This is a genomic window from Desulfobaccales bacterium (assembly GCA_041648175.1).
Taxonomy (GTDB): Bacteria; Desulfobacterota; Desulfobaccia; order Desulfobaccales; family 0-14-0-80-60-11; genus 0-14-0-80-60-11.
Window position 1 is genome coordinate 28687 of the sequence record JBAZPO010000015.1, and the last position, 24070, is coordinate 52756.

Sequence of the window (24070 nt, forward strand, 5' to 3'; positions counted from 1 at the left end):
ATATTTTATAACTTATTCTGAAAAATAGTCATGGAACCGATTTCCTTGTCTCGGGCTGACAGATTTGCAGCAACTTTTCCTGGCCTTAAACGTATTGCCGGATGAGAAGGTTGAAAATCTTTTCAGGCGGCGTCGCCGTTACTTAGATCATAGCGCTTGAGCTTGCGCCACAGGGACACCCGGTCGATCCCCAAAATTTCCGCGGCCCTGGTCTTATTCCCGTTCACCTGCTTGACTACCCAGGAAATATACTCCTTTTCATTTTCTTCCAGAGTAGCGAACTCCCGCCGCTGATGGCGCTGCACCTGGAAATGGGGCTGTTGGAAATCCAGCGGCAGGTGCTGCATCTCGATGACCGAGCCGCTGCACAGGGTCACGGCCCGCTCCATGATGTTTTCCAACTCTCGGATATTCCCGGGAAATTCGTAATTACACAACAATTCCGTGACCTCGTCTGCGATCTTGTCGATCTTCTTCCCCTGCACCTCAGAGAATTTCTCTAGAAAGTGCTGGCATAACAAGGGGATATCGTCCTTGCGCTCCACCAGGGTGGGCACTTGCAGGGTGACCACGTTGATGCGGTAAAACAGGTCCTGCCGAAAATTGCCCGCGGTCACCGCGCCTTTCAGGTCTTTGTTGGTAGCGGCCAGGACCCGGATATCCACGGGGATTTCGGTGGTGCCGCCCACCCGCATCAGGGTTTTATCCTGGAGGACTCTCAGCAGCTTGACCTGCATGGACGTGGGCATGTCGCCGATTTCATCCAGCAGGATAGTGCCGCCCGAGGCCGCTTCCAACAGGCCCTTTTTAACCCCCCGAGCGCCGGTGAAGGCTTCTTTTTCGTGGCCGAAGAGTTCGTTGGCCAGCAACTCCTCACTGAAGGCGCCGCAGTTGATGGCCAGGAAGCGGTTATCGGCCCTGGGGCTGAGATGATGGATGGCCTTGGCCACCAGTTCCTTGCCGGTGCCGGTCTCCCCCAGAATGAGCACCGTGGCGTCGCTCCCGGCAATCTGTTCGATGGTCTTTTTCAGCAGTTCGATCTTGGGACTTTTCCCGACCAGGAAAGGCACCGCCTTCTGGCTCCGCACCTGACGTTTCAGGTCGGTGACTTCCTGGCGCAGGGAGTGCTTTTCCAGGGCCCTGCTCACCAGGATGCGCACTTCGTCAATCTTGTAAGGCTTGGGTAGGTAGTGATAGGCCCCCTTCTGCATGGCCTCAACCGCAGTGGACACCGTGGCAAACCCGGTGATCATAATCACTTCAGTGTCGGGATAAAGCTCCTTGGTGCGCTCCAGCACCTGCAAGCCGTCCACTTGCTGCATGCGCAGATCCGTCATAACCAGGTCAAACTCCTGTCTTTCCAGTTCCTTAAAGGCCCGGATGCCACTTTCCACCGCCACGGTGTCATACCCTTCTTTCGTGAGCACATGGTCCAGGTTTTCCCGGGCGATTAATTCATCTTCGACGATGAGGATCTTACTGCGTCTCGTCATGAGGACCTCTCCGGCTTGACCTGGGGGTTATACGGCATAAGGATAGTGAACCTGGTGCCCTCCCCTTCTTTGCTGTCCACATTGATGTGGCCGTGGTGTTTCTCGATTATCCCATAAACAATGGACAATCCCAACCCGGTGCCGACGCCAACTTCTTTGGTGGTGTAGAAGGGGTCAAAGACCCGGTCCAATTCGTCCTTGGGGATACCCACCCCGGTATCTTCGATGGTGATGACGGCCTCCTGCCTGGCCGGGTCGGCTGTGGCCGCGATGCGAATCTCCCCGGGGGTCTCTTTGATGGCCTGGGTGGCGTTCATCAGGAGATTCAAGAAGACCTCCTGCATCCGCTGGGCATCCAATTCCAAAATCAGGTCCTGGGGAATATCATCCACGAGATCAATCCCGGGAGGCACCTGGCTGGAAATCAGCCGGATGGACCGCTTGACCACGTCTTCCAAGGGAGTGGGCTTAAGGGAGAATTCCCGCACCCGGGAAAACTCCAGGAGCCCCTTGACAATATCCCGGGCCCGGTAAACCTCCTGCTCCACGTTGGTCAACATTTTCCTGACGAAATCCAGGTCGGCCTCGTCCAATTCCTCCAGGATGATCTGGCAGGAGGTGGAAATATTATTGAGGGGATTGTTCAACTGATGGGCAATCCCGGCGGTCAAGACCCCCAAGGAGGACATCTTTTTACCCTGGACCAGTTGATCCTGGCGCCGTTCCAATTCCGCCACCATGCGGTTGAAGGCTTCCACCACCCGTTGGGTTTCGTCCCGGGTATCCAGCACCGGCAGCGGCTTGAAGTCCCCCCGGGCAATACGTCCGGTGGTATTCTCAATCACCCGCAGGGGTAAAATGATCTTGCGGCTGACAATATAGATGAGAAACCCCATGAAGGCCAGAAAGACGATCAGGGAGATGAGGAGCTGGGTCTTCAGGGTAGTGATGATTTCCAGAATGCGCAAGCGCTCAAAGGCCACCAATTTCACCGACAGGTCCACCAGGGCCTTTCCACAGGTGCGCAGTTGCTCTTCCAGACCGCGACTTTCCGGTTGGCCCCGTTCCCCGGATTTGGCCAGTTGCTCCATTAATTCCTGATAGGCGATCAAATCCTTCTTGAAGGTCTCCATTTGGGAAGCCACCTTGAGGTTTTTTACGTCGATGGTGGCCAGGACCTCAAGGGCCTTTTGGGTATAGCGCTGGTTTTCTTTGAAATCCTCATTCAGGCCATAGAGGAGATAGTTCTTCTCGTAACGGCGAATCTCCAAGACGATCTCCCGCAAATCATCGGCAATCTGGACCACGTGCTGCTTCAACTCGATGGCGTGGAGATAGTGATAGGAGAAGCCGCCAATGAAGCCGATGGCCAGGACGCAGGCGGCAAATCCCAAGATCACTTTCTGGCGAATATTTAGGTACAAGAGCTTCATTCCTCCGGGGTAAGACGATGATCTCGGGCCTCGAGCACGATGTCGATATCAGCGGTTTTTGGGGGCCTCTGTTTTATTTTTGCAACAGTATTTTTCTCTCTGGAATACCCGCGAGGTTTTACCTTTATAAAATAAAAATTGCTCATAGCTATATGTTAACCTGCATAACCACCATCTATTTTTATTATTTTGCCATGCCTTGATGCAAAATGCAACAGGGATTTTGACTCAGAAAAAGACTTGACACCTTGTGAGATATTTAACATACTTTCCGCATTCTGAATTTATTGGGAGGGAGTAGGCAGGATGGATATTTATCTTCCCATTGCGGGTATGAGCATTAATTTTTTCCTTGTTCTGGGGATTGGAGGCCTGGTCGGTTTCCTCTCCGGGCTGTTCGGGGTCGGCGGGGGCTTCCTGCTCACGCCGTTGATGATGATGATCGGTATCCCGCCGGCAGTGGCGGCAGCTTCCGACTCCAACCAGATCGTGGCCGCAGCCTCTTCAGGGGCCTTTGCCCATTGGAAACTGGGGAATGTGGACTTCAAGATGGGTCTGGTGATTCTGGCCGGGGGCATCTTCGGCGGCACCATCGGAGTGCAGTTGGTCAAGGTCCTCCGGGCCCTGGGCAACTTCGAGTTCGTCATGAAGGTGGTTTATGTGCTCATGTTGGGCCTGGTGGGGGGCGCCATGTTCGTGGAGAGCCTGCGCACCATCCGCCGCAGCAAGGGCGCGGCCGCGGAAGCCGTGGTGGAGACTCCGGTGAGTGAATCGGGCCTCACCCGAATTTTCAACAAACTGCCCTTAAAGATGAATTTCCATCGTTCCGGGCTGAGTACGTCGGCCATCTTTCCCTTTTCCATCGGCACCATCGTGGGCATCATGGCGGCCATCCTGGGGGTGGGCGGCGGCTTTATCATGGTGCCGGCCATGATCTATATCATCGGCATGCCTACCATCGCCGCCATTGGCACCGACCTGTTTCAGATCGTCCTTACCTCAGCCAACGTCACCCTCCAGCAGGCCTTTGTGAACCACACTGTTGACCTCCTGCTGGCCTTGATCCTCCTGGGCGGCTCCACCATCGGGGCTCAGTTCGGGGCGGTGGCAGGCAAACGCCTCAAGGGCGAGCAGATTCGCATCCTGTTGGCTATCATCGTGCTGGTCTTGACCGTCAAGATCTTCTTGGACCTGGTAATCACCCCCACCGACCTGGTGAGTCTGGCGACCGCGGGAGGGGGACACTAAGATGAAAAAAATCTTAACCCTGCTCCTGACCGGCTGCCTGGTATGCCTCTGGGGGGCCCAAGCCCTGGCCGTAACCCCTGACGCGGAACAGAAGGTGGTCACGTCGGCTTCGAAAAACGTTGTGGAAATCGGTCTCACTTACCACGGGGATGAAATCTATTTCTTCGGGGTTAACCCGGTCCCCGGTTCCGATGTGGTCATTAAGCTCACTGCCGAAAAAGAGGAGGCAGTCAAGCTTTCCATGAAAGGCCGGGTCGGACCTTTCTGGATGACTGTCAAGCAGTACGAAGTCACCGGCGCCCCTTTCATCTATAAGCTCCATACCGGCAAACCCATCAGCCAGATCATCTCCAAGGAAACCGCGCAAGCGTTGGGATTGGGATACGACGCAATGCGTCCCAAGATGAAGATGCACCTCATCCGGGGCGACGCGGCCCCCGAGGACGAGAAGGTCGTCTGGCAGGGGTTGCTCAAAATCAAGGAGAGGGGCAACCTCTTTAGCATCGTGGAAGACCCCAAACGCCTGGAGGTCTCCGAGGGCAAGCTCTTCAAGCACTATTTCCGCTTTCCCCCCGCGGCCACGGAAGGGCGCTACCTGGTTGAATCCTATTGCTTCAAGGATGGGCAATTAGTGGGGTACGGCAAGGATGTGATCGAGATCAAAAAGGTGGGCCTGGAAAACTGGCTGACCCAAACCTCCAAAAACTCCGCAGTCTTTTACGGCATCATGGCGGTGGTTGTCGCCCTGGGGGCCGGGTTGCTGGTGGGAGTCATCTTCGGGAAAGGAGGCCACCACTAATGGCCACAGAAAAAGCCAAATCGATTGCCGTGGCGGTGGATGGGTCCGCCGCCAGTTGGGAAGCCATGCAGAGGGCTCTTAATATGGCCCGTTTATTGGAGTTGCCGCTGGAAGTTCTCCATGTGGTCCAACTGCGGAAAGCCGGGTACTTCGCCTTTATCGACCGGCACCTGAAGGAGGATCAGGAGGTCTATGCCGAAAATGTGCTTAAAGAAGCGGTGCAGCGGGGCGAGAAAGTCGGAGTAGAAGTTCACACCCATCTGCTGGAAGGAGAAAAAGATCCTTCCGGTGCTATCATCGACTTTCTGGACCAGGCCAGGGGAGTGAAATTCCTGGTGTTGGGCACCCATGGCCATGGCTTTATGGGCCGGCATCTCCTGGGCTCCACCACCGAGCGGGTGGTCCGGGAAGTGGCCCGCCGCGCCCTGCCGGTGCCCGTGCTGGTAGTGCCGTTCACCAAGGCGCCGGAAGGCGAAGCAGGCGGCCCCCCACAAGTACCTTCATATTAGCCTGAATGTCGCTTCAGATAGAAGCAAGAGGAGCCGGGGAATTATCCCCGGCTCCTCTGGTTTTTCCAGGCCTGGTGTGAATCTACGGCAAACTCAGCATCTTGTGATAGATCACCTGAAAAGCGTCTGGCCGCACCGTAATAAATCCGGAAAACGGCGTGTTGATATCGTAAATAAAAAACAGGCACGTCAAGACCATAAATATGACCATGAACTCAAAGATCAGGGATACAGCCGTTGGCTGCCGATTCAAGAGGAATAATCCGAAAACTACCGATCCAAAGCCAAAGAAAAGAATAATCCAGACCGTGGGATAGAGATTGCCTTTCACCGTGGTGGCACGGGAAAGGCGCTGCCGGCCGGCTTCCGCAAGACTATTAAAAATTGCCCGGAGTTTGTCCGAATCGCCACTGAGTGCAAAATATTTTTCCCAGACCTCATCGAAACGCTGACTGGCTGCCTGGCTCATGGAATCCTTTTCCATTTGCGGCCATTCGTTTTCGAGCACCGTCTTGACATAGGATTGCAGGGACTGGCGAAAGGCCTCGGATTGGGGCAGACTTCGGGCAGCATAGTGGGCCACCATGAGGCCGTCGGCCTCCCGGTTGACATTTACTTGGGTAGTGAGGAACGTCGACCACAAAGTGACAATGGAAAAGCCGATGAAAAAGGCGTAAAGGGTGGTAAAAAAACTAAATATAGAGGTGTGCAGAGGGTCTTTTTGCAGGTGCTGGCCGAACCACCGGCGAATCAGGAGTAACCCCCCGGAAACCAACACACTGATGAAGAAGATCAAGCATAATAGGAGTAAGGTCGTACTCACCGAATCAGTCTCCTGGGGAGCAGCAGGTTCTCAATCATATCTTTTTCGAGCCCTGGATATCTAGAGCGTCAGGCTAATCCGGTCAGACGCAAGCGCCAGGTTGCCCCCAGCCGAAGCCTGCGCCTGCCGGAGAAATCCTCTGATGGTTACTGATTGGGGTTTTGCACCACACAGTACTGTAGCTGCGACCCTTGATAACACGGCTGCAGGTATTGGCCGTCGGACATATAATACGTCTGGTTATTGATCACCACCGGTTGGGAATTTTGGGGGAGTGACCTCACCACCGCTCCCAGGGTCAGCCCGGTGGCCAGACCGGCTGCTGCGCCCCAGCCGGGTCCCCAACCCGGACCATAACCCGGGCCGCCATAACCACCCCAGCCATGTTCGACGTTGACGTTCCGGTTGTAGTTCCTATTGACGTTAACGTTTCTTTGATCTCCGTGGTCCCCATGGTCTCCATGGTCCCCGTGGTTCCCATGATCTCCATGATTGCCATGGTCCCCGTGGTGTCCGCCTCCGCCGCCGTGCTCGCCGTGTCCGCCACCGCCCCGGAAGCCGCCGCCCCCAAAGGCGCCGTGGTGTCCGCCACCGCCATGCATGCCGCTATGACCGCCACCGTGGCCGCCACGGTGGCCGCCACCACCACCCCGGGCCAGGGCGCCGGTGGGGTATAAAGGCGAGGCGATGAGCAGGGCCACAACCGACACGATCGCCAGCCAGCCATACAGGTTCGGTCTTTTCATGGTTTCTCTCCTTGCTTGGTGCTCCGGGGTGTGGGCTTGGGCTCTGCGGCTTTGGCTGGAGGCAAAAAGTCGATCTGCTGGGACCCGGTTGGCGGCACAAAGGTGAACATGTTGGCAGGCAGTTGCGGAGACAGGTTCCAGTCGGTCAGATGGGCCGTCCATTGAGGTTCACCCAGAAGCTTCTTTTGGTTAATCAGGAGCTTGCGGGGTAGAGGTTTACCGTTGGCTTCGATCCAGATTTGCCACTGCATATCCTCCTGATCGAAGGCCAAATGATGGCAAAGCACTCCGCGCACCCGATGCAGTCCGACATAAAGGGTGTGGGTGACGTTTTTCATCATCAGGTCGTAGGCGTTGGTGCAGACGAGATCGGCCAGCGCCACCTGGAGGCCAAAATTACGGTAGGCCTTGGACAGGGCCTCATCAATGGTGGGTGGCATAGGGGCGATGGCATAGAGGTTATGGTCCTTGTTGTAAAGGGTTAGGGTCAGGCCGTCATAGAAGACCTCCTGGTTTTCCAGATCGCCCTGGCCGTCGATCCTGATTTTATCGGGCCGCCGCACCGCCACCTTGAGGTCCAAGGAATATTGCAGTTTTTTCCTGCCGCTATAGACCTGGTCATCGGTGACTTCAGCCCGGAAAGAAAACTGTCTCTGGGATTTAAGGAAATTGGTCATATCCCGAAGGATTTTGTCCGGATCAGGCGGCGCCGGGGCCTGCGCCGCGCCTTTGGCCGCGGCACCCCCGGTAGTCCCGCCGGCCCAGCCGGGCAGAAACAGGAGGAGGATGGCGATGAGGGTTAGGGTTCGGGGCTTTATTCCACGCATAGGATTCCTCTCCTTAAAAAGTTTTAGGCGCGACCTGAGTTCAGCGCGTCCCCGTGGTCTTAGGTCTCAGCCTGACAGGAAGTTCGCCAGGCTTATGCGGCGAGGCGTTGCTTGTCTGTTAAGCTATACATAGCGTCATAAATAATTTGACCTATTTATCTTCTGCGCCCTCAGTGTCTCTGCGGTTAATCATTTTTCGCCGCAGAGGCGCAGAGAACGCAAAGGGCGTTTATGTTCAATTACTTAGGTCATTGCGGATAAAATCCCTGCCGATGACTGCTAAACCACCATCCGGGAGAGGTCTTAAAACGTCGAGGCCAGGGGTTGAACCTGCCCCGCATGGAGGTAATACTTGGCGACCATGACCTCCAAGCGCCCGGCGTCCACCGCTTTCCGGATAACGGGGCTGATCCGGAGCAAGGTCGCTTCCAGTAATTTGAGATGGAGGTCGGTGGCGGCTTCTACCAGGTCTTCGCCGTGGTTGCCGTTCTGGCGAGCCTGGGCCACCGCGGGTGCGATCTGTTCCACAATGGCCACGATATGGTCGTGGGCCGCCTCGGGATGCTCTACCGCCGCGGTAACCGCGCCGCAGCACTCATGGCCCTTGATAACGAGAAGGGGCACGTGGAGATGCGCCACTGCGTACTCCAGACTGCCGATGCTTGTGGGGTCCAGCACCAGACCAGCGGTGCGCACCACGAAGAGATCTCCCAGGCTCTGATCAAAGATGATCTCCGCGGGCACCCGTGAATCGGAGCAGCAAAGTATCGCGGCTTCCGGCTGCTGGCCTAGCGTCAAAGTGCGCCGCAAGTCCATGAGATTTCGCCCTTGGAAGAGCCCCTGGACAAACCGAAAGTTGCCTTCCATTAACTTTTGCCAGACTTGTCGGCCAGTGATACCTCGCTCCCCGTGATTCATTAAGTGATCCTTTTTGCCTTGCTTTTGCGCCGGTCACCGTGAAGAGGTCACGAGACAGGCGAAACCACCGGTTAACTGCGGCTTACCAAGCCGCTCGCTTATTTCCCTCAGCATCCACCGCCGCGGAAAATAATCAAAATGACCACTACTGCTATGACGATTATCCATTCCATCAGAATTTTCCTTTTATAATTTCGCTTTTGCATACGGGCGGCCCAGGTGTCCGCCCGGTTAAGGCGTACTCAGGTGCGCCCCCACAAAAACAGGTCAAAATATTTCTGAGACGAGGAGGCTAGTTGCCCTCAAGCTGTTGTTTAAGGGCTTTGTTTTGCTGCACCATGTCCCGCCAGCGCATGGCCTTGTCAATGGCCAGGAGAATCTGCTCCTTGCGGAACGGCTTCGTAATATAATCAAAAGCCCCTTTGGCCATGGCCTCCTCCGCCGACTCGAGCGACCCGTAAGCGGTGATCACCATAACCAGAGCATTTTCATCTTGCTTTTTGGCCTGGGCCAACACCTCCAGGCCATCCATGCCCGGCATTTTGAGGTCCGTAAGAATCAGGTCAAAGGTTTCCTTTTCCAAGAGTTCGGACGCCTCGAGGGGATTGTTGGTGACCGTGACCTGATGGTCAGAATAGCCCTCAATGATCATTTTGAGCAGGGCTAACATATCCAATTCGTCATCGACGGCCAGAATCCGTCCCATCTTATAACCTCCTCGACTCGCCGCGTCGCCCTAAAGAGCACCGGTGCGGCCGCATCATCGGGGGTGCGAAGCGACAAAAACCCTCGTGCCCTGGGCAGTTCGGCCTCTCGCTTCAACCCGCTCAAATATGTTTCTCGGAAAAATCGCGGTAATGCTGCTCCACCGCATCCTCGGAGAGCATCACCATATCCAACTGCTTGGCAACCATCATCAGGCGGCCCAGAACTTCCAGCTTCTGCTCCAGGATGTCGGCATCATAGCCGTCGATGCGGGCCGTAATGGAATCCTCCTTGGGTTCCACCCGGAAATCCAGGTCCTCCAAAATCCTGGTCAGAAAGCTGACCCGGCGCATACGGCGCGGCAGCTCGGCGCCACCGCCATAAAAGGTGAAACTTACATAGCTCTCCCCCGGAGCGCCCAGAAAGGCCTCAATGGTGGCGAAATGAAAGCCCAACCGGTTGGACAGGTTCATATAATCATTGGTGATGATGGCAAAATTCTTTTCGTGCAGCCGCTCCTGGATGTTGGTGTTGGTAGCGGTGCTCATGACCACGGACATAAACCCGGCCAGGTCTACGGGTTTGGGCCCGGTCCAGCCCACGGCAGCCACCCCGCGCCAGTAGGCCAGCATGGGCCGGGACTGGAGATGCTCGGGCCGGACTTTGACCAGGTCCGCGGCCTCGGGGGCAAGCCCTCCGCCCAGGTCAATGATGTTCAGTTCCACCGGGATGGAGCTAACCAGGTGCCGGGCCCCGTCTTCATCCACCCGCGCTGTTGACACCTGGAAAAGCTCTTCCATGGCCTTTTCATGACCGAACCGGGTGATATCATGATAGGTCCGGCAAGCCTCGGGGCGAAAGTTTTCCCCTCGGGGGTCCAGGAGATTGAGGGGAATGATGTGCTTTAAAACCCGCTCCAGCACCTTGTAGGCCCGGGTCTGGCGCACCGCCTCATCGCCGCCCCGCAGCACCTTGAGCAGTTCCTCCACCCGGCCGGCGTAAATGTTGCCATAGTAGGCGTCCACGGTGACCACCTCACCGGGCGTGAGACGGGCGCCGGCCCCTTTGGCCCCAAAGATGGCGGGAATCCTGGCCTCCCGCAGCACCGTGGCCAGGTGGCTGGTGGCGCTCCCGGCCTCACTGATCATGGCCGCCACCCGGCCCACTACCACGGCGTATTCCGGCAAGGCCCGGGGAGTTACCAGCACCGCATCCTGGGGGATGTTATCCAGAGCCTCGCCTTGGAGCAGATAGACCGGGCCCGCGGCCGCGCCCCGGGAGGCGATGATGCCATCGGCCAGAAGCACCTCGGCCCCCTTGATCTGGGGCGGCAGGTAGTCGGCCTTGAGCTGACGGCTGACCCGCAAGGGCCGGGCTTGCAGCAGGTAAAACCTACCCTGGGCATCGAGAGCCCATTCAATATCCTGGGGCGGACCAAAGTGCTCCTTGACCCGGTCACCCAGCGCGGCCAGTTCCAGGGCCTGGTCTTCCCCCAGACAAGCCCCCTGAAGTTCCTCCGGGGTGATCACATCTTTAATCCCGCCTTCCGGCGCGGCAACGTGCATGTGGGACTTATCGCCCACGTGGAGGCCCGCAATCCCGCCTGCCTCAATCCGATAGACGTCCGGCTCCACCACGCCGCCCACCGCCAGAGAACCCAGCCCGCAGACGGCATTGATAATAGCGCCCTCCCCGCCCCGGGGATCATCGGTATAGAGCACCCCTGCAGTCTTGGCCGGCACCATCTCCATGACCAGGACCCCCATGGCCAGTTCCTGGTAGGAAAAACCGCTGGTATGGCAATAGTACAAGGCCCGAGGGGTGAACTGGGACGCAATAACTTCCTTATAACGGTGTTCCACCAGATCCCGAGGAACATTGAGTACGCTTTCGAATTGCCCGGCAAAACTGAAGAAGCTATCTTCCTGGAGAGCGGAGCTGCGCACCGCCACCCGGGGCGCAGTCAGCTCCACCAGGCGCTCCTGGATAGCCCGGGAAAGCTCCGGCGGCAACGGCTGCTCCATAATTTCTTTGCGGATCTCATCTCCTGCCTCCCGCAGGCTTTCCAAGTCGCGGATATGGGAATGGGTAATGGCCTTTCGGATAAACTCCACCAAGTGGCCGGTTTCGAAAAAGAGCTTCTGGGCATAGGCGCTGATTCCGAAACCCACGGGGACCCGCAACCCCAGGCGGGTGAGTTCGCCCAATTTCTCGGCTTTGCCCCCACAAAAAAAACCTTCCCGCACCTCTCCCAGGGGCAGCGCCAGGGGAACCGGCTTCAAGGTGGGTCCGGCCAGCTCTTCCGCCACCAGATGGGCCACCCGTTGGCGAGCGGCGTCCAAGGCGCTATAACGGCCTCCGGCCATGGCATTCAGAGACTCCACCATTACCTCAATCTCATGGCCCAGCCGGTCACAGGCCTGTCGGACGTAGTACATGTCAAACAGGAATCCCTCGTCCATTTTGACCTGGAGGTCGGCGACGGTGGTTAAAATGGCGCTGTTTGCTCCGAGGAGGCGCTTATACTGCAGATACCGTTCAAGGAGGGCGGGCGGAGGACCCAAAGAGGCGGGGTAGGACCGCGGCCGGCCCCTGCGGGTGAACCATTTCTTGAGCTTCTGCAAAGCCGCGGTCACCGAATTTTCCTTTGAGAACGGAACATTTCCCCCCGATTATAGAATAAACCGGGGTGGTCCTCAACTGAAAATACATTTTCCCCCTTATGGACGAGGCACCTGGCTGGCATAAGACCGGCCTTCACCCCACCTTCCGACACGGTAAGATGTAAAAAACCTATCAGATCTCTCATCAGGGAGGATTTAAGAAATAATTAATTGACTTCTCCGGGGTTTTGCGATTTCATGGGCTAATTTTAGAGTGATTCAGCGATCCAATTTTGCTGCTCGGGAGGTCGACCGTGCCTCAATGCCCCCATTGTCAGAATCCGTATGAACCTGGACAGCGTTATTGCAGCACCTGCGGCAGTTTCCTGCTGCATCCGGAAGAGGGGGATACCTTTTGCCCTCAATGCGGGGTGCGCGTCTCGCCTCGCCAGGAATTTTGCCACGAGTGTGACGCTCCCTTGAAAGGGGCTCAGGCCGCACTCGATGTCTTGGGACCCGAACAGGAACCCATGCTGCCGCCGAAGGCGCCCTCCCCTGCCCCGGCTCCATCCGGCGGGACGCCAACCTGGCTCATCGGCCTGTTGGTGGGCACGGGCGTAGTTATCATCATCTTGCTGATCTTGCTCTTCAGCCGAGACACATCACCCCCGCCCGCGCCGCCGCCGGTCCCCAAAGCCGAAGCCCCGGCTCCCGCCCCTGCGGTCCCGGCCCCTGCTGCGCCTGCGGTCCCGGCCCCCGAACAGGCTCCTGCCGCCGCGCCGGAACTCAAAGAGCAGATGCAAAAAGTGCTCTCGACCTTGCGGGAAGCCCAGATGCGCAAGGATATCGTCCAGTTTATGAGCGTCTACTCCGTTACCTATCCTCAGTTGGACGCTAAACGGGCCGAGACGTTGAAAGCCTGGGAAAATTTTGATTTTACCAACCTGGTATTTACCGTTGACAAGGTGCAGCCTCTGGACCCTGATAACGCCCTAGCCTGGGTCACGTGGTACATTGACACCAGGAATCGGCGCAACCAAGAACTGACCAGCTATACCCAAACCTATCAGGTGCGGTTTGCCAAAGAGATGGGAAATTGGCGCATCCGCTCCCTTGAAGAGGCGGAACAATAGGAGGAAGCATGAGATTTGCCCGCATCGTGCCCGGATTATTACTCGGCATGTTAGCCTTAGCCCTGCTCTCCGGATGTCAGCCACCCGTCACCACCGGCGGTTATCCGGTGTCTCCCACTTACAACTACGTGGTTCCCACCGTGACCTACTTACGGGATTGCCCGGGCTATGACTGCGGCATTGTCACAGAGGTCTACAGCGGCGATCGGGTGGTCGTCCTGGACCGCAATGATTTCGGGTGGGTCCGGGTGCAGTTGGACCGCACCGGCGGCATCGGCTGGATTTCCAGCGATCTGCTGAGTTACGGTCCGGTACCGGCGTCTTTCTATGTTTCCCTGAGAAACGTGTACCTGCGCAATTGCGCCGATTATAACTGCACCGCCCTGGAGCTGCTCCACCGGGGTGACCGGGTGGATAGACTCGACCAGGACAGCCGCGGCTGGTGGCGGGTCAGGTCTTTCCGCTCCGGCACGACGGGCTGGCTTCCGGCCGCGGCGCTGTCCATCCGGTCGGGACCGCCCTATTACTATGTGAACGTCAATAGCCTGGCCCTGCGCGCCGGACCCAGTACCGGCAACCGGGTTCTCACCACCCTGGGGTTCAACCAACAGGTGGAGGTGCTGGGTTCCGGCCCCGGCGGCTGGCTGCAAGTCCGGGATTCCCGGACCAATACCATCGGCTGGGCTTACGGCCGCTACCTGGAATCCTTGCCGGTGAGCTACCCGCGCTCGGCGCCCAGCCAACCCGCCCGGAAACCCGCGCCCCAACCGGAAAAGCCTAAGACTCACACCCCACCCAAGGCCATGTAATACCGTTTTCTATTTTCGGTTTTAAGATCAAGAATACTCAAGATAAGAAAGGCTGGTTGAGCCGCAGGTTCAACCAGCCTTTTATGTGAGGTTGCAATCAATAATAAGAGAATATTTTATGTCATTCTGAACAGAGCGTAGCGGAGTGAAGAATCTCTGTTGCTTTAAAAGATAGATTCTTCGCTACACTCAGAATGACAAAGAATTGTCTCTTAACTTTTGGAATTCCCTGAAGGGACTGCGGCTAGGGTTTTGGGGGATTTTTTGTAAATGCAAGGGCCTTTTCCCTTAGCCCTCTCCCCAAAGCATTATTTCTCCCCGCCCCGAATCCGATTAATAAGGTCCGAGACTGAGGTGGGCTCGGTGATGGGGACCAAGGAGACCTGGCCGCCGTAGCCTGTGACGACTTCGCGGCCGGCGACCTGTTCTTCGGGGTAATTGCTGCCCTTGGTAAGGACATCGGGCTTGAGCGCTGCCAGGAGTTCCGGCAATTGGGCGCTGTCAAAGAGAGTGACGTAATCCACCGCGGTAAGAGCTGCCAGGATGCGGAGCCGCTGGGCCTCTCCGATGACCGGCCGGCCCTCCCCTTTCACCTGCCGCACTGAGGCGTCCGAATCCACCGCCACCACCAAGATGTCTCCCAGACGCCGGGAAGCCTCCAGAAACTCGATATGGCCGCCGTGGAGCAGGTCGAAACAGCCGTTGGTAAATACCACTTTCTTGCCCTGGGCCTGGAGTTGGGACACCAGCAGGCGCAGTTCGGAGAGCGGCCTGATTTTCTCTTCCAGCCGGGTCCCACCCTGGCCCAACTCCTGAGCCAGTTCGGCCCGGAAGATGGGGGCGGTGCCCACCTTACCCACCACCACCCCGGCCGCGACGTTGGCCAGGGCGGCCGAAAGAATCGGGTCACCCCATTGGGCCAAACCCAGGGCCATGAGTGCGGCCACCGTGTCGCCGGCGCCGGAGACGTCAAACACTTCCCGGGCCCGGGTGGGGATATGCAGCGCCGGTCCGCCGCCTGCAAACAGGAGCATGCCATCCGCCCCCAAGGTGATGAGCAGGTATTTCAGGGCGAGACCCTCGCGCAGCCGGGCCCCGGCGGTCACCAGGTCATCCCACGCGAATAGGGAAGCGCCCGCAGCCAGTTCCATTTCCTTGCGGTTGGGGGTGATCACCGTGGCCCCGGCATACAAGGAGAAGTCGGCGCCCTTGGGGTCAACCACCACCGGATAGCCTAGCCTGCGCCCTTGGGCAATGAGTTCCTGCAAGACCGGCGGGGTGAGCACCCCTTTGGCATAATCGGACAGGACCAGGGCGTGAAGCCCCGGCAGACGGGCGCTTAAAAACTCCCGGGCGGCCTGCTCGAAGGCTAAAGGGGCCGGAGTGCGGGTTTCCCGATCAATGCGCACTACTTGCTGGGAGGCGCCCAGGACCCTGGTTTTCCGGGAAGTGCGCCGCCCGGCGTCCGTAAACAGGCCCTCTACGCCCACCCCCAGCCGAAGCATCTCCTGCTTCAGCAAGCGGCCGGGATTGTCATCGCCCACCAGACCCAAGACCTCAACCTGGGCGCCCAGGGCCACCAGGTTGTTGACCACATTGCCGGCGCCACCCAGGGTGTGGGTTTCCCGCTCCACCTCCACCACCGCTACCGGAGCCTCGGGGGAGATGCGCTCCACTTTCCCCCAAAGATACTCATCCAGCATGAAGTCCCCGGCCACCAGCACCTTAAGGCTTGAAAAGCCTTCCAGGTCCACCTGGCGGAGACGCTCGGCTAGGATTTCGGACTTATGCTGCGATTCGGGAGGCATGGCTCAGTTCCTTCCCACCCGCTCAGGTCAGGCGGCCGTCCCCGGCCGCCGCCATGAAATACGCCGGGTGAGAGGCGGGCGGGGACGCCCGCCCTACCGACTACGATTCGACTTCTTGGCCGATATGGAAATATTTGAAACCCAAATTGGCCAATTTGACCGGATTGTACAGGTTGCGGCCGTCAAAGATCACCGAGGCCTTCATCAAGGAGCGCATCCGCTCGAAATCGGGCTCCCGGAATTTAGACCATTCAGTGCAGATAATCAGGGCGTCCGCGCCTTCAAGGGCCTCGTAGGTAGAGGACGCATAGGACACATCCTTGTTGTCCCCCAAGTATTGCCGGGTGGCGGCCATGGCTTCCGGGTCGTAAGCCTGAACTCGGGCGCCCGCTTCCAACAGACGGGCCATGATCGTCAGCGCCGGGGCCTCTCGAATGTCGTCCGTCTGAGGCTTGAAGGACAGCCCCCAGATGGCGAAAACTTTTCCTTTGAGATCCTCTCTAAAGTGGGTGCGAATGACGTCCACAAAGATCCGCCGTTGATCCTGGTTGATATCCTCCGCGGCCTCTAACAGCCGCGGGGTATAATCATAGGCCCGGGCCGTATGGATCAAGGCCTGCATATCCTTGGGAAAACAAGAACCGCCGTATCCCAGTCCGGGAAAAAGAAAGAGGGCGCCGATGCGGGGGTCAGACCCAATCCCCTGCCTTACCTTGGCGATATTGGCGCCGGTGCGGCTGCAGATATTGGCCAACTCATTGATAAAGGAAATTTTGGTGGCCAGGAAGGCGTTGGCGGCGTACTTGGTAAGCTCGGCGCTCACCACATCCATGATGATGATGGGCCGGTTGGTACGCGTAAACGAAGCGTACAACTCTTTCATTAACTCAGCCACCCGCACCTCGTCGCATCCCACCACGACCCGGTCCGGCTTCATGCAATCATCAATCGCAGTGCCTTCCTTGAGGAACTCCGGGTTGGAAACCACGTCGAATTCAAAGACTTCGCCTCTGGCCTGCAATTCTGCCTGGATGACCTGGCGTACCTGACGGGCCGTGCCAACGGGCACCGTGGATTTGTCCACGATCACCTTGTAGCCGTTCATATGGCGGCCGATCTCTTTGGCTACCTGGAGCACCATGGACAGGTCGGCGGAGCCGTCTTTGTCCTGGGGTGTCCCCACCGCAATGAAACAGACCAGGCTTTTTTGAATCGCCGGCCCTAACTCGGTCGTGAAAAACAAACGGTGTTCCTGATAATTACGCTTGACGTAAGCCTCCAGACCCGGCTCATAGATGGGAATGCGGCCCTGTTCCAAGGCTTCAATCTTGGCTGCATCCGTATCCACACAGATAACTTCATTGCCCATTTCGGCAAAGCAGGCTCCGGTCACCAGACCCACATAGCCTGTGCCGATTATTGCCAGTTTCATGAATTAATAACCTCCTCGATGGTGTGCTTCTGGTTCGGCTTAAAACAGATCAGGACCTTCCTGGTTCTTACTTTCATTGGGGAACCGCACCGGCGAGCGCTTCATCTTCTCTCCCAACCCCGGAATGAATACGGTGAAACCAATCCTCTGATCATTCGGCCGGTCGGTGTACGACAGGACTACCCCCCAACACTGGCGTTGCAAGACCACGCCATAGCGTTTCTCCAGTTGGTTGTTGGTCGCAAAGGTGTGACCATACGTGAGCCAGGTTTTCACAGAACTGAGCAGGTTGAGATAGGTCTCGACATTGATTTGTTTGGCGAAGTTCCTGACAAAAATATAATTAGCGCTCACATAATTCTGACTCTTCTGGTCCAAAAAGGTTACCTTGAAATCCGCCCGGTCAAAGCTTTTTTCGTATGGATTGAGGCCTATATTGCTCCCCAAGGCGACTTGTTGCACGGGGTAGAACTGCATTTCCCCCCAAAAGTCGGAAAAGCGCTGGTGAAATACGGGATTACCGTCCAAGCCCATGCCGGTCCTGTCAAAAAAGGCGCTCTGGCTCAGACGGAGCCAGAACGTATCCCGCACCATGGCCTGACCTTGCTGGTTCTGACTGCGCCACAGGAAGTTGTTGGTAATCCCATAAGTTAAAGCGTTGACCCCGCCGATGGGATCTTCCCCATCCCGGATCGGCAAGTTGCGGTCGGCCTGGGCCAGCCAGCCCTGGTCAAACGGATCGAAGTCGGGATAGCGCTTGGGGTTATACCTGGGGATATTCCAATAAGTCACATCGGGACGCAGAATATGTCTGAAAAAATGGCTAGACCCTTCGCCCCGGCCATAATCCTTATCCCAGGCCCCGGACAGAGCCACTTTGGAATCGTATAAATTGCGTGGGATGTATTGCTCCGGCGGGCCATCGGGAACGCTGTGATCCACCCGAAACAGAGTCTCCCGGAACCCCACCCGGGAACTGAACGATATACCCGGCAACGGTTGACCCTGCAGCCAGAGCTGAGGATGCACCTCCGTTCGGTCCCCGGTCATGCCATGGTTCTGATAAAAGTAATTATACGTGGAGTTCAGGCCAAAATAAAGCGGCAGACCGCCCAGGCGCAGCGGCACTGAATTGAACGACACTCCCGGCACCCGGTTGAACAGGTTGGGGTCGTTGTTGACCAGTTTCTCATAGTACTGGGTATAGAGGGTGAAATTGGCCACAGAGAAGTTGCGGGCCAGCAAGAAGCTGGAAACCCGGGTATTTACCTCCTGTTGCTCCAGATCCCGGCCAAACTCCATGAGCAAGTCCCGGGAATAGCGGTTTAGGCCCATATAGCCGAAATTGAAGTCGGCGAGGTAATTGGAATCGCTTACCCGGTCCAGGGTCCCCCTGGCCTCCCATTCTCCTATGGGCTGGTTGACCATGCCCGAAGCCCAGTAACGCCGGTTGGTGGTGCCGTTTTCATTGTAGGGCGCATAGCTGTCATTAATATAGAAGAACCGGAAATTGGCCGCGGCCTCGTTATGTCCCCGGCTGCGGAATTCCGCTCCCTGCATGTACCCCCGGTTCGAGAGCACGGTCTGGTAAAGCATGACGTCAGCGTAGTTGTTGATGGCCCAATAAAAGGGGGCTTCCACCACCGAACCGCCCGCCCGGTGCTGCCCAAAGGAAGGAATCAAGAAGCCGCTTTGCCGGCTCGTCATCACGGGCAGGACGGCCACCGGCAAGTAGAGCACCGGAATCCCGGCCAGGCGCATCAAGCCGTTCCGGCCCGCAGCATACCCCTCCAGGACCACGGAGAGTTTGCTCGCCGAAAAGCTCCACACGGGTTGGTCGGCATCGCAGGTGGTGACCTTAGCCTCCTCCGCGTAATAGGTATTTTCGCCGGTCTTGCGCATCAGGGGGCTATCCACATGAAAGTGGTTCTTGGCCAGAAAGAGGCGCGCCCCCTGCATTTCGCCACAACGCGTCGCCAGGTTGAACTGGCCCTCCTGGCCAGTAAAGATATCTTCTCCCAGGACCAGGACCACATTGCCCTTGACCCGGGCGATTTTCGTGGTCTCATTGACCTCCACCTGTTCCGCGTTTATCCGCCGGTCGCCCTGGCGGATCTCGACGCGGCCTTCAGCGGTATAGATATGGTTGGCGGCATCGTAGGTAAGTTTTTCGGCGCGGATGCTCCATGGCCCTCCCTGGAAGCGTTCCTGCTTAAACATCTCCATCTCCATGACCGCACCGGCGCTCCCCGCGCTGAGCAGGAAGATCAACAATCCAAAGGCCAGGATCCGAATCCGATATCGCATTACCGCTAACTCCCAGGGGTCTCTTCCAAAATTTTTGCATCATACCACAGGCCATCCCCTCTTTCAAGGAAGCCACAGCTTTCCAGTTCAAACTGCACCAGTCTTTTTGCCCCAAAAAACCTCTTATCCCTCAAGCGTCAAAGGCTAATGATAACCATTCAGGAAGTGTTGATTTTTATGGAGCCGGCTATATTTTGGGATCGGGGGGCCCGGGGTAATTTCAGGTTAGGGGAAGATTTTTAACCCGGCGGTCAACCCTTGCGCCTAAAGATAAGTTGGCATATTATAGCCATAACGCCCGGATTGACGTTGCCATTGGGGAGTTCAGCGCCCGTCGTGTCCAAAGGCCACGGCATTGCCGGCAAAAGAGTTCCGGCCTTTTGCGCATATGGCCGATATACTAATGAAACGGCAGCGTCCTCCAAATGTCCCAGAGCCCCCGTAGCTCAGTTATGGATAGAGCAATGGATTCCTAATCCATGTGCCGCTGGTTCGAGTCCAGTCGGGGGCACCAAAAATAGGCAATAAGTAAAAGAGGTTATCCATTTCCGGTTAACCTCTTTTTGCTTTCACACTGGCCAGGGATAACCCAGGGTGCGAAAAATTACCTCTCGTGGTTCTCGGCAATCGTCTGTCCTCTAGCTCCGATGGTTGAAAATTAACTAAAGATATAAGCCTTTTTAAGAACAGAGGCTGGAAAAAAAAACGGTAAGTATTATTATAACGAAGAAGTGAAGAAACCTTTTTCGCCATTTCAGAGAGGGAGAGACGATGCAGTCCAAGAGCCCGGAAGAATTGCACCCGCCATGCGCTGCAGCATGCCCGGTAGGCACTGATGCCAGGCGCTATGTCGGCCTGATCTTCCAAGGCCGTTATGAAGAAGCTATGGAAGTGATCAAGGCTAACAATGTGATTGCTTCCGTCTGTGCTTATATATGTGCCCATCCATGCGAAGATGCCTGCCGGCGGCAATATGTGGAGGGTCCCCTGGCTATTCGCGCTTTAAAGCGCTTTGTCATGGACCATACCCGGGAATACCGGCGGAGCCGGTACAAGCGAGCCTCCCTGACCCGGCCCCAGCGCGTGGCCATTGTCGGCAGCGGCCCGGCCGGCCTGGCGGCCGCACGGGATTTGCTGCACCAGGGTTATCCCGTGACGCTGTTCGAACGGGAATCAGAGCCCGGGGGCATGCCCATGCAGGTGGTGCCCAAGTTTCGCCTCCCCAAAGCTGTGGTGTGGGAAGACCTGAAAGAATTGGAGGCCCTGGGAGCAGAGTTCCGCACCGGCCAGACCTGGGGGCAGGATTTTTCCCTCCAGGACTTAAAAGAACAGGGCTATGACGCCATTATGCTGGCCATCGGCTTGCAGAAGGGCCGAAGTCTGCCGGTTCCCGGGATGCACGCCGACGGGGTGCATCTGGCCCTTCCCTTTTTGCGCCAGGTGGCCCAGGGGCAAAAGCCGCCTCTGGGCCAGAAAGTGTTGGTTGTGGGGTGCGGCAACGTGGCCATGGATGCCGCCCGGGCCGTAAAACGGCTGGGGGCTCCGGAAGTGTTGATGATCTGCCTGGAAGCTCCCGGCCAGCTCTTTGCCTCGCCGGTGGAAACCGAGCGCACCAAGGACGAAGTGATCGACCTCATTTATCAATGGGCCCCCAAAGTGGTGCAGGCCGAGGGGGGACGGGTGCAGGGCATTGAATTGATGGCCTGTACGTCGCTTTTCGATGACCTGGGCCGGTTTGCCCCCACCTACGATGAGACTCGGACCCAGCGCCTGGAAGCCGATACGGTGATCTTTGCCATCGGGCAGGAGGCCGAACTGGACGCGGCGCTGCAAGAAGGGCTGGAATTGGCGGGACCAGGGTTGCGGGTGGATCGGCAGACCATGGCCACCTCGCTCCCCGGGGTTTTTGGGGCTGGGATATTTCTCGCAGGGGAAATCTTTACCGGGCCTACTCTGGCCGTGGCGGCCGCGGCCAGCGGCCGGAAGGCTGCCGGGGCCATCGACCATTTTCTCCGCAGCGGCCGGTACATCACCGTGTCGGAAGACTGTCCCCGGCCGAACCCGAGGTTGCCGAAGGAGCAGGCCTCCAGGATCTGCCGTGTCCCCACGCGCCCTCTCAAAGAGCGCCCGGTGGCGGACCGCCTCAAGGATTTTGACAGCGCCGAACTGGTCTATGAGGAACAAGATGCTCTGATCGAGGCCCGGCGCTGCCTGCACTGCGGCCGGGGGGCAGAGGTGATTGGCCACAAGTGTATCCGTTGCCTCACCTGCGTGCGATGTTGCCCCTTTTTGGTCCCGCATATGGAAAGTCAGGCGGTATTTCCCGAGGAAACCTGCATTGCCTGTGGCTTCTGCGCATCCCAGTGCCCGGCCTACGCCATCAATATCCGGCGCCTAGAGCCGCCGGCCATGCGCCAGCGAGTTGCGCACGTCTTGATCAATGGTCCCCGGGAGATAACCTACGCCTGTATGCGTGGCCTGACCAGCCGGGAGCAACTCAAGGCTCCGGACACGGTGTGGTGGGACTGCCTGAAGCTGCTTCAGCAGGAGGACCTCCTGGCTCCTTTTGAATTTGGAGCTACCGGTCTGGTCTTGCGCGAATGCAAGGAAGATTGCCGCCTGCAGACGGCCGCCTCCTGGCTCCAGCGGCTGGTCAGCCGCACCAATGAGATGCTGGTAACCGTGGGGCTCGGGGAGGGGGTACGTTTTGCCCCGGAGATCGACGCATCCGAAGGACCGGCCAAGGACCCAAAGGAAGGCTCGTGATAGAGATCATATTTATCCATAACATAGCTTCATAAAATACTTTGACATGTTTGTCTCTGCGTCTCTGCGGTTAATTAATTTTCACCGCAGAGACGCAGAGGACGCGGAGAACGCCCAAGACAGCCCGCCATAATTTTTTCGGTTCACCTCTTAAATTTTTTGTCCCTCCTCTTGACTTCATATAATTGCAGGTTATAATTTATACAAAATTGATATAGATTATGTTGGTACGGTATTTACTCTGGAGGAAGGTCATGAAATTTATGGATCATTGCCCGGCCGATGCCACGGCTGATTTAGTCTATCGCGCTTGTCCCATGCACCTTCTGGAGCCGATGGAATTAATGAAAGACCTGAAGCAGGGTCAGGTGTTGGAAATTTTGACCGACTATGACGGCGCCCTGGAAGACATCCCGGCTTGGTGCGCCAAAAACGGGCAAGAGTTTATGGGCATCTGCGAAGATGCCTGCGACGATTGCTATAAGCTCTACATTAAGAAGCTATCCTGAGGATGCGCCATGAAAAGAGCCTATATGGATCACGCGGCGGCCACGCCGGTTCGCCCCGAAGTTTTGGAAGCCATGTTGCCTTTCTTTGTCGAACGGTTTGGGAATCCTTCTGCCGTGTATGACCTCGGATCTGAAATCAAAGCGGTCATGGAAGAGCAGCGCGGCAAGGTGGCCCGGCTCATCGGCGCCCGCAATGAAGAGATTATCTTCACCTCCTCGGGTGCGGAAGCCAATAATCTGGCCATCAAAGGCATGGCCCTGGCTAATTTTCTGAAGCGAGGCAAACACCTGATCGTTTCGGGCATCGAACACCACTCGGTACTTAATTCGGCGAGGTTCCTGGAGAAGTTTTTCGATTTTGAAGTAACCTTTCTGCCCGTTGACCGGTACGGCCGGGTTGATCCGGAACGTCTTAAGAAGGCCCTCACCCCGGCCACGGTCATGGTTTCCATCGGCCACGGCAGTAACGAGATCGGCACCCTCCAGGATATCTCCGAGCTGGTGGCGGTGTGCCGGGCGGCAGGGGTCCCTTTTCACACTGATGCCGTGGCTACCGTGGGCCAGGTGCCGGTGGATGTAAAAGAGCTGGGCGTGGACCTGTTAACTATTTCAGGTCCGGCCCTGGGAGCGCCCAAAGGCATCGGGGCTTTGTATTTTCGCAACAAACTGCGGCTGGTGCCCCAGCTCAACGGCGGCATTCAAGAAAACGGCAGGCGGGGCGGCACCGAGAATATTCCCGGCATTGTGGGCTTCGGAAGGGCGGCGGAGCTAGCGTTTCAGGAATTGGATGAGAAAGCCGTCTACCTGGCGAAGCTGAGGGATCTTTTGGTCGCAGGAATCCTGCAGAATGTCCCCAACGTCTTTTATACCGGCCATCCGGATAATAGACTGCCAGGCCATGCCAGTTTCTGCTTCGAAGGCATTGAGGGTGAGGCCTTGGTTTTCAGGTTGAGTAGCCAGGGAATCTATGCCAATACCGGTTCGGCCTGCGCCTCCAAGGCCCTCAAGACCTCGCCGGTTTTGGGCGCCATCGGCATCAATCCGGAAGTGGCCCAGGGCTCCCTGGTATTTACCCTGAGTCGCTCTAACCGGGAGGAAGAGGTAAACCATGTCCTTTCGCACCTGCCCCTGGCAGTAGAAAATCTCCGGTCTTTCTCGCCGGTCTGGCGGAAGAAAATGGCCGCAGGAGCAGGAGCCTAAAA

19 protein-coding genes and 1 tRNA gene are annotated in these 24070 nt (G+C 57.2%); 9 read left to right on the plus strand and 11 right to left on the minus strand.

The window, feature by feature from the left end:
• Window positions 1-122 precede the first annotated feature (122 nt).
• Window positions 123-1493 carry a sigma-54 dependent transcriptional regulator gene (locus WC600_13665; protein MFA4903778.1) on the minus strand — a complete coding sequence of 457 codons (1371 nt, stop codon included), beginning with the start codon at window positions 1491-1493 and terminating at the stop codon, window positions 123-125.
• The gene (locus WC600_13670; protein MFA4903779.1) at window positions 1490-2926 is read right to left on the minus strand and encodes an ATP-binding protein; all 1437 of its coding nucleotides are present in this window, start codon (window positions 2924-2926) and stop codon (window positions 1490-1492) included. The genes WC600_13665 and WC600_13670 overlap by 4 nt, the downstream gene beginning before the upstream one ends.
• 306 nt (window positions 2927-3232) lie before the next feature.
• On the opposite strand from WC600_13670, the gene WC600_13675 reads away from it, so the two are divergent.
• From WC600_13675 to WC600_13685, 3 genes are read left to right on the plus strand one after another with little or no spacing between them, the layout of a single operon-like run.
• Entirely contained in the window at window positions 3233-4174 is a 942-nt protein-coding gene (locus WC600_13675; protein MFA4903780.1) for a sulfite exporter TauE/SafE family protein, read from the plus strand.
• Between the two features lies 1 nt (window position 4175).
• Complete coding sequence (locus tag WC600_13680; GenBank protein MFA4903781.1) at window positions 4176-4973, plus strand: TIGR02186 family protein; 798 nt, start codon at window positions 4176-4178, stop codon at window positions 4971-4973.
• Complete coding sequence (locus WC600_13685) at window positions 4973-5482, plus strand: universal stress protein (GenBank protein MFA4903782.1); 510 nt, start codon at window positions 4973-4975, stop codon at window positions 5480-5482. The genes WC600_13680 and WC600_13685 overlap by 1 nt, the downstream gene beginning before the upstream one ends.
• Before the next feature lie 82 nt (window positions 5483-5564).
• Here the strand turns inward: WC600_13685 and WC600_13690 are convergent, their stop codons facing one another.
• The 6 genes from WC600_13690 to WC600_13715 all read right to left on the minus strand — a co-directional run bounded on the left by WC600_13690 (window position 5565) and on the right by WC600_13715 (window position 12137).
• Window positions 5565-6305 (minus strand): DUF4239 domain-containing protein, encoded by a 741-nt coding sequence (locus tag WC600_13690; protein MFA4903783.1) that lies wholly within the window; start codon window positions 6303-6305, stop codon window positions 5565-5567.
• Window positions 6306-6451: 146 nt separating this feature from the next.
• Complete coding sequence (locus WC600_13695; protein ID MFA4903784.1) at window positions 6452-7051, minus strand: DUF6515 family protein; 600 nt, start codon at window positions 7049-7051, stop codon at window positions 6452-6454.
• Window positions 7048-7878 (minus strand): DUF2092 domain-containing protein, encoded by an 831-nt coding sequence (locus WC600_13700; GenBank protein ID MFA4903785.1) that lies wholly within the window; start codon window positions 7876-7878, stop codon window positions 7048-7050. The genes WC600_13695 and WC600_13700 overlap by 4 nt, the downstream gene beginning before the upstream one ends.
• A 303-nt stretch (window positions 7879-8181) precedes the next feature.
• Window positions 8182-8796, minus strand: a complete 615-nt coding sequence (locus WC600_13705; protein MFA4903786.1) for a carbonic anhydrase — start codon at window positions 8794-8796, stop codon at window positions 8182-8184.
• 292 nt (window positions 8797-9088) lie between these two features.
• A complete protein-coding gene (locus WC600_13710) occupies window positions 9089-9502 on the minus strand; it encodes a response regulator (GenBank protein MFA4903787.1) in 414 nt (137 codons plus the stop codon).
• Window positions 9503-9623: 121 nt separating this feature from the next.
• Window positions 9624-12137 (minus strand): PEP/pyruvate-binding domain-containing protein, encoded by a 2514-nt coding sequence (locus WC600_13715; protein MFA4903788.1) that lies wholly within the window; start codon window positions 12135-12137, stop codon window positions 9624-9626.
• Between the two features lie 281 nt (window positions 12138-12418).
• On the opposite strand from WC600_13715, the gene WC600_13720 reads away from it, so the two are divergent.
• Entirely contained in the window at window positions 12419-13237 is an 819-nt protein-coding gene (locus WC600_13720) for a zinc ribbon domain-containing protein (GenBank protein ID MFA4903789.1), read from the plus strand.
• An 8-nt stretch (window positions 13238-13245) separates the two neighbouring features.
• Entirely contained in the window at window positions 13246-14046 is an 801-nt protein-coding gene (locus WC600_13725) for an SH3 domain-containing protein (GenBank protein MFA4903790.1), read from the plus strand.
• A gap of 308 nt (window positions 14047-14354) precedes the next feature.
• Here the strand turns inward: WC600_13725 and rfaE1 are convergent, their stop codons facing one another.
• The 3 genes from rfaE1 to lptD all read right to left on the minus strand — a co-directional run bounded on the left by rfaE1 (window position 14355) and on the right by lptD (window position 19593).
• A complete protein-coding gene (gene rfaE1 / locus WC600_13730) occupies window positions 14355-15854 on the minus strand; it encodes a D-glycero-beta-D-manno-heptose-7-phosphate kinase (protein MFA4903791.1) in 1500 nt (499 codons plus the stop codon).
• A gap of 100 nt (window positions 15855-15954) precedes the next feature.
• Entirely contained in the window at window positions 15955-17286 is a 1332-nt protein-coding gene (locus WC600_13735) for a UDP-glucose/GDP-mannose dehydrogenase family protein (protein ID MFA4903792.1), read from the minus strand.
• Window positions 17287-17325: 39 nt separating this feature from the next.
• Window positions 17326-19593, minus strand: a complete 2268-nt coding sequence (gene lptD / locus WC600_13740; GenBank protein MFA4903793.1) for an LPS assembly protein LptD — start codon at window positions 19591-19593, stop codon at window positions 17326-17328.
• Window positions 19594-20028: 435 nt separating this feature from the next.
• Between lptD and WC600_13745 the strand changes: the two genes are divergently transcribed.
• The 4 genes from WC600_13745 to WC600_13760 all read left to right on the plus strand — a co-directional run bounded on the left by WC600_13745 (window position 20029) and on the right by WC600_13760 (window position 24068).
• A tRNA-Arg gene (locus tag WC600_13745) sits at window positions 20029-20107 on the plus strand.
• A 257-nt stretch (window positions 20108-20364) separates the two neighbouring features.
• Entirely contained in the window at window positions 20365-22359 is a 1995-nt protein-coding gene (locus WC600_13750; GenBank protein ID MFA4903794.1) for an FAD-dependent oxidoreductase, read from the plus strand.
• A 254-nt stretch (window positions 22360-22613) separates the two neighbouring features.
• Entirely contained in the window at window positions 22614-22868 is a 255-nt protein-coding gene (locus tag WC600_13755) for a sulfurtransferase TusA family protein (GenBank protein MFA4903795.1), read from the plus strand.
• A 9-nt stretch (window positions 22869-22877) separates the two neighbouring features.
• Window positions 22878-24068 (plus strand): cysteine desulfurase family protein, encoded by a 1191-nt coding sequence (locus tag WC600_13760; GenBank protein ID MFA4903796.1) that lies wholly within the window; start codon window positions 22878-22880, stop codon window positions 24066-24068.
• Window positions 24069-24070 lie beyond the last annotated feature (2 nt).